This window comes from Pseudomonas sp. SWRI68, assembly GCF_014269165.1.
In the GTDB taxonomy this organism is placed as follows: Bacteria; Pseudomonadota; Gammaproteobacteria; order Pseudomonadales; family Pseudomonadaceae; genus Aquipseudomonas; species Aquipseudomonas capeferrum.
This window is the reverse complement of record NZ_JABWRU010000005.1, coordinates 138,224-154,080: the sequence shown is the minus strand read 5'-3', so window position 1 is coordinate 154,080 and position 15,857 is coordinate 138,224. Positions and strand designations below refer to the sequence as shown.

The 15,857-nt window shown below is 63.9% G+C and carries 16 protein-coding genes; 9 read left to right on the top strand and 7 right to left on the bottom strand.

What is annotated here, in order from left to right:
• Nucleotides 1–77: 77 nt before the first annotated feature.
• Both lhgO and glaH read right to left on the bottom strand, forming a co-directional pair.
• The gene (lhgO, locus tag HU770_RS10310) at nt 78–1,328 is read right to left on the bottom strand and encodes an L-2-hydroxyglutarate oxidase (protein WP_186663601.1); all 1,251 of its coding nucleotides are present in this window, start codon (nt 1,326–1,328) and stop codon (nt 78–80) included.
• A 22-nt stretch (nt 1,329–1,350) separates the two neighbouring features.
• Nucleotides 1,351–2,328, bottom strand: a complete 978-nt coding sequence (gene glaH / locus HU770_RS10305) for a glutarate dioxygenase GlaH (RefSeq protein ID WP_033697526.1) — start codon at nt 2,326–2,328, stop codon at nt 1,351–1,353.
• A 195-nt stretch (nt 2,329–2,523) separates the two neighbouring features.
• Between glaH and csiR the strand changes: the two genes are divergently transcribed.
• Entirely contained in the window at nt 2,524–3,219 is a 696-nt protein-coding gene (csiR, locus tag HU770_RS10300) for a DNA-binding transcriptional regulator CsiR (protein ID WP_047583363.1), read from the top strand.
• A 9-nt stretch (nt 3,220–3,228) separates the two neighbouring features.
• Here csiR and HU770_RS10295 read toward each other — a convergent pair whose 3' ends face one another.
• Nucleotides 3,229–3,660 (bottom strand): multidrug/biocide efflux PACE transporter, encoded by a 432-nt coding sequence (locus tag HU770_RS10295; protein WP_186663600.1) that lies wholly within the window; start codon nt 3,658–3,660, stop codon nt 3,229–3,231.
• A 93-nt stretch (nt 3,661–3,753) separates the two neighbouring features.
• Between HU770_RS10295 and HU770_RS10290 the strand changes: the two genes are divergently transcribed.
• From HU770_RS10290 to HU770_RS10275, 4 genes are all read left to right on the top strand, one after another.
• Complete coding sequence (locus HU770_RS10290; RefSeq protein ID WP_186663599.1) at nt 3,754–4,608, top strand: LysR family transcriptional regulator; 855 nt, start codon at nt 3,754–3,756, stop codon at nt 4,606–4,608.
• Nucleotides 4,609–4,775: 167 nt separating this feature from the next.
• Nucleotides 4,776–6,521 (top strand): hydantoinase B/oxoprolinase family protein, encoded by a 1,746-nt coding sequence (locus HU770_RS10285; RefSeq protein ID WP_186660346.1) that lies wholly within the window; start codon nt 4,776–4,778, stop codon nt 6,519–6,521.
• A 13-nt stretch (nt 6,522–6,534) separates the two neighbouring features.
• Nucleotides 6,535–8,619: a hydantoinase/oxoprolinase family protein gene (locus tag HU770_RS10280; RefSeq protein ID WP_186663598.1), complete on the top strand. Its 2,085-nt coding sequence runs from the start codon at nt 6,535–6,537 to the stop codon at nt 8,617–8,619.
• A 149-nt stretch (nt 8,620–8,768) separates the two neighbouring features.
• Nucleotides 8,769–9,725, top strand: coding sequence for a helix-turn-helix domain-containing protein (locus HU770_RS10275; protein ID WP_186660350.1), 957 nt, complete (start codon nt 8,769–8,771; stop codon nt 9,723–9,725).
• A gap of 27 nt (nt 9,726–9,752) precedes the next feature.
• Here HU770_RS10275 and HU770_RS10270 read toward each other — a convergent pair whose 3' ends face one another.
• The gene (locus HU770_RS10270; protein ID WP_186663597.1) at nt 9,753–10,661 is read right to left on the bottom strand and encodes a DUF2950 domain-containing protein; all 909 of its coding nucleotides are present in this window, start codon (nt 10,659–10,661) and stop codon (nt 9,753–9,755) included.
• Entirely contained in the window at nt 10,658–12,013 is a 1,356-nt protein-coding gene (locus tag HU770_RS10265; protein ID WP_186663596.1) for a DUF3300 domain-containing protein, read from the bottom strand. Before HU770_RS10265 ends, HU770_RS10270 begins: the two co-directional genes overlap by 4 nt.
• A gap of 180 nt (nt 12,014–12,193) precedes the next feature.
• Between HU770_RS10265 and HU770_RS10260 the strand changes: the two genes are divergently transcribed.
• Nucleotides 12,194–12,445: a hypothetical protein gene (locus HU770_RS10260; protein ID WP_186660356.1), complete on the top strand. Its 252-nt coding sequence runs from the start codon at nt 12,194–12,196 to the stop codon at nt 12,443–12,445.
• Between the two features lie 12 nt (nt 12,446–12,457).
• On the opposite strand, the gene HU770_RS10255 is transcribed toward HU770_RS10260, so the two are convergent.
• A complete protein-coding gene (locus HU770_RS10255; protein WP_033697502.1) occupies nt 12,458–12,802 on the bottom strand; it encodes a hypothetical protein in 345 nt (114 codons plus the stop codon).
• A gap of 179 nt (nt 12,803–12,981) precedes the next feature.
• Between HU770_RS10255 and HU770_RS10250 the strand changes: the two genes are divergently transcribed.
• Both HU770_RS10250 and HU770_RS10245 read left to right on the top strand, forming a co-directional pair.
• Nucleotides 12,982–13,701 (top strand): TorF family putative porin, encoded by a 720-nt coding sequence (locus HU770_RS10250; protein ID WP_186660358.1) that lies wholly within the window; start codon nt 12,982–12,984, stop codon nt 13,699–13,701.
• Between the two features lie 287 nt (nt 13,702–13,988).
• Nucleotides 13,989–14,306 (top strand): hypothetical protein, encoded by a 318-nt coding sequence (locus HU770_RS10245; RefSeq protein ID WP_033697500.1) that lies wholly within the window; start codon nt 13,989–13,991, stop codon nt 14,304–14,306.
• 50 nt (nt 14,307–14,356) lie between these two features.
• Here the strand turns inward: HU770_RS10245 and HU770_RS10240 are convergent, their stop codons facing one another.
• Nucleotides 14,357–14,569 carry a PLDc N-terminal domain-containing protein gene (locus HU770_RS10240; protein WP_033697499.1) on the bottom strand — a complete coding sequence of 71 codons (213 nt, stop codon included), beginning with the start codon at nt 14,567–14,569 and terminating at the stop codon, nt 14,357–14,359.
• Between the two features lie 274 nt (nt 14,570–14,843).
• Here HU770_RS10240 and HU770_RS10235 point away from each other — a divergent pair, with 274 nt between their 5' ends.
• Nucleotides 14,844–15,851 (top strand): GlxA family transcriptional regulator, encoded by a 1,008-nt coding sequence (locus HU770_RS10235; protein ID WP_047583754.1) that lies wholly within the window; start codon nt 14,844–14,846, stop codon nt 15,849–15,851.
• Nucleotides 15,852–15,857 lie beyond the last annotated feature (6 nt).

Genomic DNA, 15,857 nt, shown 5'->3' with positions numbered 1-15,857 from the left:
ACCCGGCCCTAAATGGTGAGTAGGGCCAGGCGGGTTGAGTAAAACGAAACGCAGATCCGCTGGGGTTGCCGGCCTGCTCAGCCGGCAGCGCGCTGCTTGCCGGCCAGGTCTGGCTTGGGCAAGCCGCCCCCCTGCAGGGCGACTTGTGCGCAGACCTTCTCGACGATGTAGGCGCCGATCGGGATGGCCGAGGTGGCGGCAGGCGATGGCGCATTGCAGACGTTCACGCTGCGCGCCGAATTGACGAAGAGGAAATCGTCGATGAGCTTGCCATCGCGTGACACCGCCTGTGCCCGGACACCCGCCGGGTAAGGTGTGAGGTCATCCTTGGTGATGCTCGGGCAGTACTTCTGCACCTGCTTGAGGTAGCCGCCCTTGAACAGTGAATTCTTCATCTCGATCAGGCCCGGGCGCAGGTTCTTGGCCAGCACCTTGAGGATGCCGGGAGTGGTCAGGGTCTGGAACATGTCCGCCACGCTGACGTCGGCCTTGCGGTAGCCTTCGCGCTTCATCGCCAGCACCGCGTTGGGGCCCACGGTCACGGTGCCGTCGATCATGCGCGTCAGGTGCACGCCCAGAAACGGCATGGACGGGTCCGGAATCGGGTAGATCAGGTGGTTGACGATCTGGTCGTGCTGCTTGGGCAGCAAGTAGTACTCGCCGCGGAACGGGCAGATCACAAAGTGGGTGCGGATGCCAAGCATGCTCACCACGCGGTCGGCCATCAGCCCCGAACAGGTGACCAGGAAGCGGCTGTGCACCTCGTCGCTGCGGGTACGCACGACCACTTCGCTGGCGCGCTCCTCGAGGCCGACCACTTCGGCGCTGTAGCGGATCTCGCCACCGGCACGCTGGAACTCACGGCCCATGGCCGCCGTCACCTCGGCATAATTGACGATGCCGCTGGAGGGCACGAAGATCCCGCCCAGGCCGACGATATTGGGCTCGCGCTCATGCAGCTCGTCGGCCGACAACCACTGGCGCTCCAGGCCATTGGCCGCGGTGCGTTCCCACAACGCCTTCATGCGTTGCATTTCCAGGTCGTTGGTGGCCACCAGCAACTTGCCGCATTCATCGAAGGCGATGCCGTGCTGGGTGCAGAAGGCCTTGGTTGCCTTGTTGCCTTCCAGGCAGAAGCGTGCCTTGAGGCTGCCGGGGGTGTAGTACACCCCGGCATGGATCACCCCGCTATTGTGCCCGGTCTGGTGGCGCGCCGGGCCGGACTCCTTCTCCAGCAGGAGAATCTTGGCGTCCGGGTACACCTTGATCAGGTGCATGGCGGTGGACATGCCCACAATGCCACCGCCGATGATGATGAAATCGTACACAGTGTTACCTCCCGCGCCGTGTTTACTGGCCGCGTTGGTACAGCGGCTTGGGGAAGGCGACATAGCCGCGTTGGCGCATCAGCTCGCGGCGCAGGCCGTCGTGCGGTGTGAAGCGGTCGCGGCCGTGGAGCCAGAACAGATTATTGATCAAGACGAAGCTGCCCACCGCCACCGGCACGGACAGTTTCTTGTCGCTGCCCTCCAGCGATTCGGACAAGGCGTTCAACCAGACGCCTTCCTCGAAGTTTTCCGGCTGCACGAACTGGTCGATGTAGCGCATGGTCGGCCGGCCTTCAGCGTCGTTGTCGAATACCGAATGGAACACGTCCTCGGCCACGTTCTTGCTGGGCGGCGCGGTCCAGCGCATCTCGCGGCGCGCCAGCGGGTGGCGGAAGAACGCCTCGCACTGCTCCCAATCGTCCAGGTGCAGCAGCAGCGAGTTGCCGCCTTCCATGTTCCTTTCGTCGATTTTCAGCATCAGCACGTAGTCGGTGATCTGGTTCACGAAGGTGCCGTCGTTGTGCAGCTCCATGACGCGGTGCGGCTGGCGCAGGTAGCTGTCGGAGTTGTCGCTGTTCACCACCACGAAGCGGGCGTAGTACTGGCCGCTCATGGCGTCGTAGTTGGAGCGGCCGATCAGGTGCGCACAGGCGGTGGTGAACTTGACCATGTCCTCGGCCTGGCTCACGTCATCCAGCCCCAGCGGGGTGATCAGCATGCCGCCGCTGGCGCGGTCGAGGATGGTGTTGAGCAGTACCGGGCGCAGCGTGCCCTGGCACAGCTCGTCGAGGATCTCGCCCACCCGAAAACGCAGAAACGACTTGTATTCCAGCGCCTGCACCGGCCACTGGGCCACAGCCTCGACGAACGCCTGCACGGTCTCGCGGGCAAAGGTCAGTTCAAGCAGACGAGGCGACTGCTTCGACGGGGCGATGGTGTAACCACGCGGTTCGAGCGGCAGCGGCAGCACAGGTTGGTTGATCTGCGTAAAAGCGTTCATGGCGAGGTCCTGGCAGAAAAAGGAGATAGCACGGTCCAGTCGTGATCTGGATCAGTGCGGGCGAAGCAAAAATATCGCCACCCAATGAAAATGTCTACATTTTTATAAAACGAAGACACTTAGACAGTATGTCCATTGTTTTTCGTCCGCCAGCGGTTTCGGTATGATCGGCAAAACGTTTTGAGGAACAGGACTTTGGAAGCGCTCGCTCCCCGACAAAACTCAGCATTCAGCGGGTATGAGAGGCTCAAGAAGGACATCATCCGCGGCGTGTTCAAGCCTGGGGAGAAGCTCTTGATGAGCACCCTCAAGGACCGCTACGAACTGGGAGTGGGGCCGCTGCGCGAGGCGCTTTCGCAGTTGGTGGCCGAGCACCTGGTGATTGTCATCAGCCAGAAAGGCTACCGTGTCGCGCCCATGTCACTGGCGGAGATGAACGACATCTACGATGCCCGCGCCAACCTGGAAGCCATGATCATCAGCCTGGCCATCGAACGCGGCGATGACGCTTGGGAAGCGTCGGTGCTGGCCTGTTCGCATACCCTGGCCAAAGTGGTGGAGGTGAAAACCCGCGAGCAACGGCTGGATGTGTGGGATGAACGGCACAAGGCGTTTCACACCGCCATCGCCTCGGGGTGCGGCTCCAAGCACCTGCTGCAGGCCCGCACCTACCTGTTCGACCAGGCTGAGCGTTACCGCCATTTGTGGCTGACGCAGACGGTGTTTTCCGAGCAGGCGCTTGAACTCAAGCGCCAGGAGCATTCGGCGCTGGTCGAGGCGATCCTGGCCCGCGATGCCAAGCGCGCCAGCGCCATGATGCACTCGCACCTGATGACCCCGGTGCCGATCATTGCGCAAATCATGCACACCGAGGGCATCGGGCGGTCGTAGCGGCGGCCTTCAGGCCGCTGCCTGGCGCTGGGACACATGGTGCCGGAGCTTGTCGAACACCCAGTTGTACACCACGGTGTAGGGCAGGATGATCACAAAGAAGCCCAGCTCGACCATGAACGCCTGCAGCAGCGAAATATCCAGCATCCAGGCCGCCACAGGCAGGCACCACACCACCAACCCCGCCTCGAAGCCCAGGCCATGCACGACGCGCGCACGGGCTTTCCAGTCAACCCGCTCGGTCTGCACGAAGCGGTCGACCAATGCGTTGTAGACCATGTTCCACACCATGGCGATTACCGACAGGGTGACCGCCAGTGTGCCCGCGGTGGCCAAAGACTTACCCAGCACCCAGGACAACAGCGGTGCGCACAGCAGCACGGCGAACACTTCATAACCCACCGCATGGACCATACGCTCGGTGAAAGAGACCTTTTTCATTACTAGTTCCATCGATTGCTTAAGACGTGCTTTCTATTTTCTTTGATAGAACAGATACTCGCGACATAGCACCCATCGATTTTATCAATACCTATGCGCTACTCACCGGAAGCCTTGCTTGCCTTTGTCGAAGCTGCCTCACTCGGCTCGTTTTCTGCGGCGGCGCGCAAACTCAAGAAAAGCCAGTCCACCGTCAGCATCGCCATTGCCAATTTCGAGGCCGATATCGGCTGCCCCCTGTTCGACCGAGGTGGGCGCCACCCCACGCTCAATGCCGCAGGCCGCCAGGTGTTGCCGCACGTCGAAGCGATCCTCGATGCCAGCGCCGGGCTCGACGCCCTGGCGCTGAGGTTGGGCGAGCATGTTGAAGCGCTGGTCTCGGTGGTGATGTCGGACAGCTACAGCGTCACGTTCCAAAGTGCGGTCATGGCCGGCTTCGCCGACCGCTACCCGCACACCGAACTGCGCTGCGGCCCGTCTGAAGACGCTGATGTGATCGAGCTGGTGCAACTGGACATGGCCCAGATCGGCATACTGGCCGCACAGCCCCACTACCCTGCCGACGTCGCCGTGGCGCGCCTGCCTGAACAGGCGGAGTTTTGCGTGTATGTCAGCGCCGACCACCCGCTGGCGGCCCTGCGCACGGTGCAGCGCCAGCAGCTGGAGAGTGTGCGCCAGCTGTACATCAAGACGTACGCCCCCAGCTTGCATCACGACCGCGGCCAAGCCTGGTCGGCACCGGATTACCTGACCTTGCTGGAGTTCGCCGACCGTGGTTTTGGCTGGGCAGAACTGCCCAAAGCGCTGGTCACCCGCTTTGGCAGCGGCCTGGTGCAATTGCAGGTGGCCGGTTACCCGCGGCGGGTCGACATGGATATCGCCTGGTCACGCCGCCGCGCCCTCGGCCCGGCCGGGCAGTGGCTGGTGCAGCAGTTGCTGGGCCGATAGGCCGCCGCCACAGAACCCCAGCGGAATAATTGCCCGCACCCGTGCACCCACGCGCAACAAGCAGTACACCCACCGACAAGTCAGCCGCCCCCTCCCCCCGTAGCCTGTCACCACGCGCCGAGCTCTGCGGCACGCACCCAAAGCACAACAAGAAACGTTGGTGACCCATGAAAACAGTAGATCCGATCACCCTTGCGGTTGTCCGGGGTGCGCTGGAGACAGCGCAGCGGGAAATGACCTTGACCCTGGAAAAGACTGGCCGCTCCAGTGTGTTCAACCTGGCCCACGACTACTCGAACTCGCTGTTCGACCACCTCCCCGAAATGATCCTGCAAGGCCAGGACATCCCCATCCATCTGGGTTCGCTGATCCCCGCGATGAAGTGCGTGGCCGAATGCTTCGGTGACGACATCGCCGAAGGTGACGTGATCTACCACAACGACCCGGCGTACAAGGGCAGCCACATCCTCGACTGCTGCATGTACAAGCCGGTGTACTACCAGGGCGAGCTGGTGTTCTGGACCGTGTGCAAGGGCCACCTGACCGACATCGGTGGGCCGGTACCCGCTGGCTACAACCCGGACGCCAAAGAGATTTACGCCGAGGGCCTGCGTATCCCGCCCGTCAAGCTGTGGGAAAAGGGCAAGCGCCGGGAAGACGTGATCAACTTCATGCTCACCAACATGCGCGCCCGCCCTTACCAGGAAGGCGACCTCAATGCCCAGTACGGGGCCTGCAAAGTCGGTGAACGGCACTTGCTCGACTTGCTCGACAAGTACGGCGTCGAGCAAGTTCGCGCGTGCATTGCCGAGCTGAAGAACATGGCCGACCGCCACATGCGCGCCCTGCTGCGCGACGTGCCGGACGGCCAGTACAGCGGCACCGCCGTGCTCGAAGACTCCGGCCACGGCCTGGGCGAGCTGGCCATCACCGCCCATGTCGAGATCCGTGGCGACCAAGCGCACGTGCGTATCGAAAGCCCACCGCAGGTGCCCTACTTCATCAACTCCTACGAGGGCAACTCGGTTTCCGGCGTGTACCTTGGGCTGATGATGTTCGCCCAGGTCGCACCGCCCTACAACGAGGGCCTGTATCGCTGCGTCACGGTCGATGTCGGCGCCAAGGGCACCCTGTGCAACGCCCAGGAGCCGGCACCGCACGTCAACTGCACCACCACCCCGATGGAAACCCTGGCCGATGCCGTACGCACGGCGCTGGAGCAAGCCTCGCCGCAGCGGGTCACCGCCTCGTGGGGCCATACCAGCGGCATCAACATCGCCGGCCACGACCCGCGCAACGACAACAGCGAGTACGTCACCATGGTACTGGCCTCGATCATTGCCGGCGCCGGCGCCAACAAGGTCATGGATGGCTGGCACGCATGCGGGCCGTTGTGCTGCTTTGGCGCGCTGATGAGCGGCGACATCGAGTTGCTCGAGCACGCCTACCCGGTGCTTATCCACCGCTACAGCCTGATGGCCGACAGTGGCGGTGCCGGTGAGTTTCGCGGCGGTTCCGGCACCCGCCTGGAGATCGAACCGCTGCAACACGCGATGACCGTGGTCGGCTTCGGCGAAGGCCGCCAACTGCCCACGGCCGGCGCAGCCGGAGCACGCAATGGCCTGCTCGCACCCAAGCTCGGCCGGTTGATCCACCAGCACGCTGATGGCACACAAGACCACTACACCCAGAACCCCATGCTCACCCTGCAGCCCGGCGAGCGGATCATCAACATCAACCCTGGCGGTGGTGGCTACGGCGACCCGTTGCGCCGCCCGGTAGCTGCCGTGCTGCAAGACCTGCGCAACGGCCTGGTGTCGCCCCAGGGCGCAGCCCTGGACTACGCAGTAATCGTCGATGCCGACGGCCAGCTCGACGAAACCGCCACCCGCCTTGCCCGCGACCTGCACTGACCGGAGACCCATCATGCGCAATCAATATCGCCTGGGCATCGACGCCGGCGGCACCTTCACCGACTTCATCCTGGCTGACTGCGACGGTGGCGTGCAGCTGTTCAAAGCCCCATCCACGCCGCAGGATGGCACCCTGGCCATTCGCGCCGGCCTGGCGCAGATCGCCGACGCCACCGGCCGCACGCCGGCCGAGATCATCGCCAACTGCGACCTGTGCATCAACGGCACCACGGTCGCCCTCAACGCCCTGATCGAGCGCACCGGGGTCAAGGTCGGCCTGCTGTGCACCGAAGGCCACGAAGACAGCCTGGAGATCCGCCTCGGCCACAAAGAAGAGGGCCACCGCTATGACGCCCACTACCCGCCGGCGCACATGCTTGCCCCGCGACACCTGCGCCGCCCCATCGGCGGCCGGATCCTCGGTGATGGCCGCGAACACACCCCGCTGGACGAACGCGCGGTACACGAGGCCATCGATTACTTGCGTGCCGAAGGCGTGCAGGCGGTGGCCATCTCCTTCCTCTGGTCGGTGCGCAACCCCAGCCATGAGCAGCGCGCCGCCGAGCTTGTACGGGCGGCGCTGCCCGGGGTGTTCGTCTGCACAGGCGTTGAAGTGTTCCCGCAAATCCGCGAATACACCCGTACCTCCACCACCGTGGTCAACGCCTACCTGAGCCCGGTGATGGCGCGTTACGTGGCACGCATCGACAGCCTGTTCGAGGAACTGGGCGCGCAGCAACCGGTACGCTACTTCCAGTCCAACGGCGGCCTGGCACCCGGCCACCTGATGCGTGAGCGTGCGGTCAACGCGATCAACTCGGGGCCTGCCTCGGCGCCCCAGGCCGGGCTCGCGGTAGCGCGCCCGTTCGGCATCGACAACGTCATCACGGTGGACATGGGGGGCACCTCGTTCGACATTACCCTGACCAACGCCGGGCGCACCAACTTCAGCAAGGACGTGGACTTTCTGCGTCAGCGTATCGGCGTGCCGATGATCCAGGTGGAAACCCTGGGCGCCGGTGGTGGCTCCATCGCTCACCTCGACGAATTCGGCATGCTCCAGGTCGGCCCACGCAGCGCCGGCGCCACGCCCGGCCCGGTGTGCTATGGCAAAGGCGGCACTGAACCCACCGTCACCGATGCCAACCTGGCCCTGGGTTACCTGCCCGATGGCGCATTGCTCGGTGGCAGCATTCGCTTGAACCGCCAGGCGGCGCTGGACGCCATCCGCATCAAGGTCGCCGAGCCGCTGGGCATCAGCGTGGAACGCGCCGCGTTTGGCATTACCACCCTGGTCAACCTGAACATGGTCAACGGTATCCGCCGGGTGTCCATCGAACGCGGCCACGACCCTCGCGACTTCGCCCTGATCGGGGCGGGCGGCGCGGCGGGCATGCACGTGGTGCGCCTGGCCGAAGAAATCGGCATGCACACCGTGCTGATCCCCAAAGTGGCCTCAGGGCTGTGCGCCTTCGGCCAGATCCTCTCGGATGTGCGTTATGACCAGCTGACCAGCCTGTCGATGCGCCTGGACGCGCAGCACGCTGACCTGGCGCAGCTCAACCATGCCCTCGCCGAGCTGCGCCAGCAGGGCCTGGCGAACCTGCGCGAAGACGGTTTCGGCGACCAGGCCAGCAGTTGCCACTACACCCTGGAAATGCGCTACCGAGGGCAGATCCACGAATGCAGCGTGCAGCTGGAACGCCACGCCCTGGACAGCAACGGGCTGGCAGCACTGATCGAGGCTTTCCACGTGCGCCACCAGACGCTCTATTCGTACAGCGAACCAGAGAGCCCGGTAGAGCTGGTCAACCTGGAGTGCTCGGTCATCGGTCACCTGCCCCGCCCGCCACAGCCAACGCTGCAAGGGCCGGCCCAGCCACCGGCGGCAGCCCCGGACAGCGAGCGCCCGATGCTGTTCAGTGCCGACAGTGAGTGGCAACGCACGCCGGTGTTCAACGGTAACCGCCTGCTGCCTGGGCAGACCGTGCAGGGACCCTGTGTGATCAAGGAGGACACCACCAACATCGTCGTGCCGCCAGGCTGGCAAGCTTGCCTGGAGCCGTCTGCCACCTACCGGGTGACACGCGGCGCTTGATCCGAAGGTCGGCACGCGCCGATCATGGGCGTGATACCTGCCCGGCCGCTTTGCGCAGCCGGGCTTTTTTGCACAATAACAAGAGCTGCTTGAGTAGCTTGCCTGCAGTTCCTTTTTTCAATGCTGCCCTCTTTGAAAAAGGACCCACCATGCCCACAGAACTCTCGACCCACGGCTGGGCGCAGCCCGAACGCCAGGCACGCTGGGCCGAAGCGATCAGTGATACGTACTTCCCGTTGAGCCTGGAATTTGCCGCCGAACAGCCATTCGACGGCCACTTACAGCGCTGGAGCACGCCCACCACCCCGCTCAGCCTGTCACGCCTGCGCTCCAGCCAGCTCGGCTATTCACGCAACAAGGCGCACATCGGCCAGGACTCTGACGCGTTCTACCTGGTTACCGTCCCTAGCCGCAGCGAGGTGCATTTCGAGCAGGATGGCCACCAACTGAGCTGCCGCCCTGGCGGTTTTATCGTCGAGCGCGGCGACGCCCCTTACCGCTTCCACTACCGCGCGGACAATGACCTGTGGGTACTGAAGCTGCCGGAGCGTGCGCTGAAGGCAAACCTGCTCGGGCACAGGCGCTACACCCGCCACTGCTTCGACGCCAGCCAAGGTTTGGGGCGCATCTTCGTCGAGCAGCTGGACCTCTGCGCGCGCCACTTCGACGCCAGCCCCGCAGCGGCACGCCACCTGCTGCTGGAGCAAGCAAGTGCGACTCTGCTGCTGGCCCTGCAACAGGATGAGCGCGTGCTGGGCAGCGAAGGCTCCAACCTCAGCACGCTGCACCTGACCCGGGTGGAGCGCTATGTACTGCAAAACCTCGGCGACCCCGAGCTTTCACCGCAAGCCATCGCCAATGCCTGCGGCCTGTCACTGCGCTACCTGCATAAACTGTTTTCGATCACGCCCTACACCCTCGGCGAATGGGTGCGCCAACAGCGCCTGGAGGCGGTGCACCAGCAACTGCGCGACCCGCACTGCCACCTGGCGATCGGCGAGCTGGCGTTTCGCTGGGGCTTCACCGACCAGGCCCAGTTCACCCGCGCCTTTCGCCAACGCTATGGCTGTACCGCACGCGAGGTGCGCGCGGTGCGCACGCACTGAATGCGGCAGCGCAAGGATGCGCCGGCTTCAGCCGCCAACAGGGGTATCGACCAGCTTCCAGCTGTCGTCGGGGTCGAAGCGCTTCATGGCCTTGGCGAGCTTCTCTCCTTCTGGCCCCAGGTCCTTTTCGAAGACCTGCCCGTCGTGGCTGATCATGAAACTCATCACCCCGCTGTCGTCATATTTGGCAGGCCAGGCAACCAGGGCGAAACCACGGCTCATCTGGTTGCCGATCAGGTAGCTGTAGGCGCCCCCGGGCGCTGACGGGCCTTGTGCAGCGAGGATGCGGAAACGGTAGCCGTACCAGTCATCACCGACCACATCCCGGCCGAACAGTGGCCCCAATGGGCTGACCTGGCCATCGCCGGCATCTTCCCAGTACAGGCCGTCGTGCTTGCCGGGCGTACTGAGGATCTTCTGTGCATACTCGAGCGCACCGTTGCCATTGCGGTCCTGCGCGGCGTAATCGAGCTGCGCGTCGTGGTAGGCCAGCACCGACTGCAACGCCGCCAGCTCGTTGCGGCCGATGCGCCTGGCGCGGATTTCGGCGCTGCCGGCCTTGAGGTCGAAACGCCAACCGCGGCTGCCTTGGATAATGGGAATGGGCAGTTTCCATCGTTCGTGCCCCACCGCCAGGATGGCCTGGTGCTCATGGGGCCTTTCAACGCGGTGCGCTTCGCGGTACTGCTGCAGGAACGCATCCACGTCGCTGCGCTGTACGCCGCCGCTGGGAATATAGGTTCGCCAGTCATCCCCCAGCAACTGTGCCAAGCGTGTCTCGTCGGCGTGCTCCTTGCCCAGCGCTACAACAAAGGCTTCGGCGGCCTTTTCGGGCGTCGGGAAGGCCTCCTGCGCCGTCACCAGGCACGAGCTCGCCATCCCTGCGACCAACAACCAGCAACGGGCACAGGCAACCCACCCTGATCGACTGTTCATCGACGGCCCCCTCCACCACGGCGCATGGGCGCACTGGGCCTGGAAATCTGATGCCCGGCGGCTCGCGCAGTGTGCGGCCGCTGGGCAAACGACTGGCTGATGCGACCTCGGTCGGCCTGCGCACGGGTGCTCGATGGCGAGCGCACGCCATCGAAGGCGTTATTGCGGGCACGGCCAGCGCTGTTGGCCGGCCGCGCTTGCGCCACCTGCTGCCTGGCCTGCAGGTTGTCACGGTTACTGCCCGCCTGCGCTCGCCGCTCGGCAGGCCGTGGGGTGTTCGCCTGCGCCTCGCGCACCCGGTCGCGCGCCTCGCGGTTGCTGGTGGCAGGCCGTTCGATGCCTGCCCTGTCCATCGAGGCGCGCGCCTTGTCCCGTGCCTGGGCACGCTGGGCGTCGTCACCCCGGAAGGCGGTGCGCTGCGCGGCGCCGTCCAGTTGCCGGCCATATTGCTGACGGCTGCGTGCATCGCGGTATGGCACGCCTTCGCGATTTACCGCATTGTGCTGCCACTTGTTCTGGTTGTTGCTGATGCGATTGTTGACGTTGATGTTGTTGTAGCGATTGACGTCGATATCGATGTCGTTGTGGCCCCAGTCGCAATTGCCCCACAGCGAACTGACAATCGCTACGCCGGTACCGAACGCCAGCCCCGCCACCAGTGCGGAGCCTGCGTAATACATCGGCGGCGGCGGGTAATACACCGGCGGTGAGGCCGGGTAGGCCCAGGTGCCGTAGGCGGTGGTCGGGTTGTAGCTGGGCACGTACACCACCTGCGGTTCGGCAGGCTCGATGATGATGGTGGTCGGCGCGCTGCTGGCCGGAGCACTGGCCTTGGGCGCCGGTGCCGCCTGCACAGTCACCTGCTGGTACTGGTTGCTCTGCAGGTTACCGGCAGCCTGGGCCTGGTGACGCAGGCGCTGCACGCCATTCATGACATCGTCGGGTTGCGCGAGGAAGGCATCGCCCAGACGCTGGACCCAGACCGGGTCCTGGCCGAGGGTTGCCAGCACCTGCGGGAAGGCGACCAGCGCCTGCACACTCGGGTCCCAGGCCTGGTTGGCCACTTGCTTGACCGCAGCGTCGCCAGTGGCCTTAGGGTTGGCCTTGGACCAAGACACCGCCTCGGCCACTTGCCCGGGGTAGGTCGCCGCCATCAGCACCTGCGCCAGCAGCGCATCCGGGTAAAGAGCAAGGGGCGCCAGCATCTGGTCCAGTTGCTCCTGGGTGAACACCGCCTCCTTGGCGGCGACTGCGGCGGTTTGCGGCGCCGCAGCATCCTCGGCCTTGACCAGCCCCGGTACGCCTTGCAGGCACAGCACCGCCGACAAGACCCCGAACAATGGCATGCGCATGACTTATCCCTATGTGGTCGAACCGCGTGGGTTAACGGTAGCAAAGCTCAGCCGTATTGCCCGCCAGAAGGTGCTGTCGATAGTCACTATCGAGCAAGGCAATTTCTACTGATCGAGGATGCCCAATAACCTTGCTCCATCACTTCGATCCCTGCGCCCCCCAAACTCTGGAGCTGCTCGATGAACACCTCGGCCCGCCTGTTGCTCACTGCCCTGATTGCCACCGCCATGACCGTGTTGAGCGGCTGCGCCAGCCACCCTGAACTGCGCGCCTACACCGCGGAGGAAACCCGGCAGTTGCAACTCGAAGCGTTGCAACGCCAGGGCCTTTCCCTGGACGAATACGAACAACGGCGGTTGGTGATCCAGCGCGCTGGCAGCGATCAAGTGGTGACAGAGGTTGCCGAACGCTCCCCCTCCAGCCAAGGCTAGGCCTGGCCACGTTCAGTGCGCGCGAAAATTCCAGATGATTTCCACCACCCGCGACGCCAGAACCAGGTACAGCAAACACAGCGCAACCTGCAGCGCCGTGTGATACGGCAGCTTGGCCAAGCGGTGCAGCGTATCGCTGACATTCAACAGCAGCAGCAATGCCGACACGATGATCAACCCCCAGCCGGTCACGCTCGGTACCCACAGCCCGAGGAACACGGGGTCGCTGTTGTGCAGGGCATCCGTACCGGCGGCAAACAGCAGGCCGCAGACCAACAGGTTCTTGAAATTGTCAAAAACCTTGGTGCTCAGGTCCGCATCCAGCAGGTCGAGGTATTTTCGCCACAGTCTGCGCATGGCCTGGGCCTTGGAGTGGAAAGTGTTCAGGCAATTCTAGAAGAGAATGTGCGACGCTCGGGCGTAAACGCACGATCAGCGCTAGCCCTGCCGCCTGAGTGGCGCGCCGAACGGTTTGCACCCTTGGCCGACACGGGTATCCTTGGGCGCTCTACAGCAAGCCTTCCAGGACGGTGACCATGACCAGGCCCCTTCTGTTGCTGAGCGCGGCGCTGCTGTTCAGCGCCGCGCTGCAGGCCCAGCAGATACAGCGCCAATTGGGCGATTTCGACTTCAAACTTGGCACTACGCCGACGCGCAGCATGGCCCAGGGGCTTATTTCGCCGAGCGCCGTGGGGGCGTTTCATGGCGGCCTCGACCTCAGCCACCTCAACGGCTGGTACTTGGGGCAATACGCCCCGAGCATGGGCCTGTCGCCCGACTCCACCCTGCGCCTGGACAGCTACATGGGCTACCAGCACCACTTCGACAGCACCCTGGGCTATGAAGTGGGGTTGATCCACTACAGCCAACCCAACCTCTCAGGCCCTGACAGCTACGCCGTCTACGGGGGCATCTCGGTATACGGCAGCCGTTTTGGTGGCGCGTTGCGTGACAACCCCGACAACCGCACCAGCACCCTGTTCGCCGACCTCGGTCAACTGCCCCTGCTCGACGCCGACTTTACCGTCAAGCTGGCCCATCATCGCTTGGGCACGCCGTTCACGATTGGCGATGGCAGCCAGGTCAGCGCGTTTTCCGACTGGTCGCTGGAGCTGTCGCGGCCTTGGCTGGGCATCGACCTCAATTTGATCTACAGCAACTCCAACCTCAGCGGTACCGGTTGCGATGCCTATGCCGGTATCAATGCGTATTGCGAGAGTGTGGTCACGTTCAAGGCGCAGCGCAGTTTCTTCTAGCCTGAGGCGCTGATCAGTCCGTTGCCGCCACGGCCTCGATTTCCATGAACATCCCGTCCAGCGCCAAGCGCGGTAGCGGTATCTTGGCCGGCGATATACAGCAACTCGCACGGGGGAAGAAAGGCCCGAGTATCAGACCTCGCGTTAGCTTGGGGTCAAGAACGCCGTAAGACTTTTCTGATAGCGAAGTCGGAGCATTGAACCACGTGTGTGTTTTCAGCGAGGTCTGTCAGCCGCTAGATTGCAAGCCCCGGCACGGAGGCCAGCCTGCAACAAGGAAAGCGACAATGACCAAGCATCATTTTCAACTCGCCTACACCATCAACCCACGGCATGAAGGCGATGAGGACGAAGCCGCGAGCGCACGCCTGCATTTGCGCAAGATCGGTTGGGATACCGTTGAGCACATTGAAACCACGCTGTTGGGTGTGGTTCACCTCTACCATGCGACGACGGCGGACCGGATCGACGAGGCCGAGAAGCAGATACGCGACCGCATCCACGAAGAGCTCAAGAGCTTGCGTGTGCTGTCGCGCGTCAGGTTTCACGGCTGCTTGATGGTGGATGGCCTGGGCCAGGCCATCCGTTTCAGCATCCTGCCCTGAGGCGTTGACGGTGGCCGCATCAGGCGCCCCCGCGCCTGATGCTCTGGCTATTACTTTTCCTGCAATACCGCCCTGCCCTTCACTGCGCGCGGCCCGCGCCAAGCCCAGAACAGCAAGCCTGGCAACGGCGCATAGACCACGAATACGACCCAAAGCATCTTGCGCTCGGCGCGCCGGTCACTGCCGATGATGTGCCAGATGGCCCAGATTTCCAGAAGAATCACGACGGCTGCGAGGATGATCCAGATCGTTCCGATTTCCATGAGCGCTCTCCCATTGGCGTGTAATGCGTTGGGCTGTGGCAGGCGCTGAGGGTTCAATTTGGTTAGAAGGTCCGCCGTCAGGGTTTCGGCGCCTATGAGATCGAGCGCCGCGCGGGCGGCGCTCGATCTCATAGGCGCTGGAAAATTCAAGCCATGCACTCCCCCCGCCCAATTGCCTGAACACGACCTCAAATACGACACCCCCACCCCGGAGATTGTCTTTCCCCCTGCCACCGAGCACACTCCCCAGGCCAGCCAGGAAGCGGAGTCCAGAGTGCCCACCCCACGTCAGTTCAGCAAAAAGACCAGCACCAGCAACATGCTGCGGCTCAAGTCCACCACCGCAAATGCCCAAGCGCCCTATCGGGTCGACTTCGTATTGCTGGAACACTTCTCCATGGCCAGCTTCACCGTGGCCATGGATGTGCTGGTCACCGCCAACCTGCTGCGCACCGACAGCTTCCAGTTCACCCCGCTGTCGCTGGACGGTGACCGGGTGTTGAGCGACCTGGGGCTGGAGTTGGTGGCCAGCGACCTGTCGGCCGAAGCACTGCGCGAGCTGGACCTGCTGATCATCTGCGGCGGCCTGCGTACGCCGCTCAAATACCCTGAACTCGATCGACTGTTGCACGACTGCGCGGCCCATGGCATGGCCCTGGGCGGCCTGTGGAACGGCGCCTGGTTCCTCGGCCGCGCGGGCGTGCTGGATGACTATGGCTGCAGCATCCACCCCGAGCAACGCGCCAGCCTCTCGGAGCGCAGCCCGCAAACCCGCATCACCCCGGCCAGTTTCACCCTCGACCGTGACCGCCTCAGCGCCGCCAGCCCCAATGGCGCCATGGAGCTGATGCTCGGCCTGGTTCGCAGGCTCTACGGCGACGGCCTGGCCGAAGGCGTCGAAGAAATCCTGTCGTTCTCGGGCGCGCGCTATCGCCAGGTCGGCCCGGGGGCGAAAAAGTCCATGAGCCTGCACATGCGCACCATCGTCGAGCTGATGGAGAACAACCTCGAAGAAACCCTCAGCCTCGATCAGCTGGCCGCCTACAGCGGGCGCTCGCGGCGCCAGATCGACCGCTTGTTCCAGGCCCAACTGGGCACCTCGCCGCGGCGCTACTACATGGAATTGCGCATCACCAAGAGCCGCCGCCTGCTGCAGTACTCCGACCTGTCGGTGATGGACGTGGCAGTGGCCTGCGGGTTCGTTTCGGTGTCGCACTTCAGCAAGTGCTACGCCGCATACTTCGGCTACCCGCCGTCACGCGAGCAACGGCTGGGCGAATGACACCGC

Bases quoted from the DNA above. Each gene is read 5' to 3' on its own strand.
- glaH (WP_033697526.1), bottom strand. From the start codon at position 2,328: ATGAACGCTTTTACGCAGATCAACCAACCTGTGCTGCCGCTGCCGCTC.
- HU770_RS10295 (WP_186663600.1), bottom strand. From the start codon at position 3,660: ATGAAAAAGGTCTCTTTCACCGAGCGTATGGTCCATGCGGTGGGTTAT.
- HU770_RS10290 (WP_186663599.1), top strand. From the start codon at position 3,754: ATGCGCTACTCACCGGAAGCCTTGCTTGCCTTTGTCGAAGCTGCCTCA.
- HU770_RS10285 (WP_186660346.1), top strand. From the start codon at position 4,776: ATGAAAACAGTAGATCCGATCACCCTTGCGGTTGTCCGGGGTGCGCTG.
- HU770_RS10280 (WP_186663598.1), top strand. From the start codon at position 6,535: ATGCGCAATCAATATCGCCTGGGCATCGACGCCGGCGGCACCTTCACC.
- HU770_RS10275 (WP_186660350.1), top strand. From the start codon at position 8,769: ATGCCCACAGAACTCTCGACCCACGGCTGGGCGCAGCCCGAACGCCAG.
- HU770_RS10270 (WP_186663597.1), bottom strand. From the start codon at position 10,661: ATGAACAGTCGATCAGGGTGGGTTGCCTGTGCCCGTTGCTGGTTGTTG.
- HU770_RS10265 (WP_186663596.1), bottom strand. From the start codon at position 12,013: ATGCGCATGCCATTGTTCGGGGTCTTGTCGGCGGTGCTGTGCCTGCAA.
- HU770_RS10260 (WP_186660356.1), top strand. From the start codon at position 12,194: ATGAACACCTCGGCCCGCCTGTTGCTCACTGCCCTGATTGCCACCGCC.
- HU770_RS10255 (WP_033697502.1), bottom strand. From the start codon at position 12,802: ATGCGCAGACTGTGGCGAAAATACCTCGACCTGCTGGATGCGGACCTG.
- HU770_RS10250 (WP_186660358.1), top strand. From the start codon at position 12,982: ATGACCAGGCCCCTTCTGTTGCTGAGCGCGGCGCTGCTGTTCAGCGCC.
- HU770_RS10245 (WP_033697500.1), top strand. From the start codon at position 13,989: ATGACCAAGCATCATTTTCAACTCGCCTACACCATCAACCCACGGCAT.
- HU770_RS10240 (WP_033697499.1), bottom strand. From the start codon at position 14,569: ATGGAAATCGGAACGATCTGGATCATCCTCGCAGCCGTCGTGATTCTT.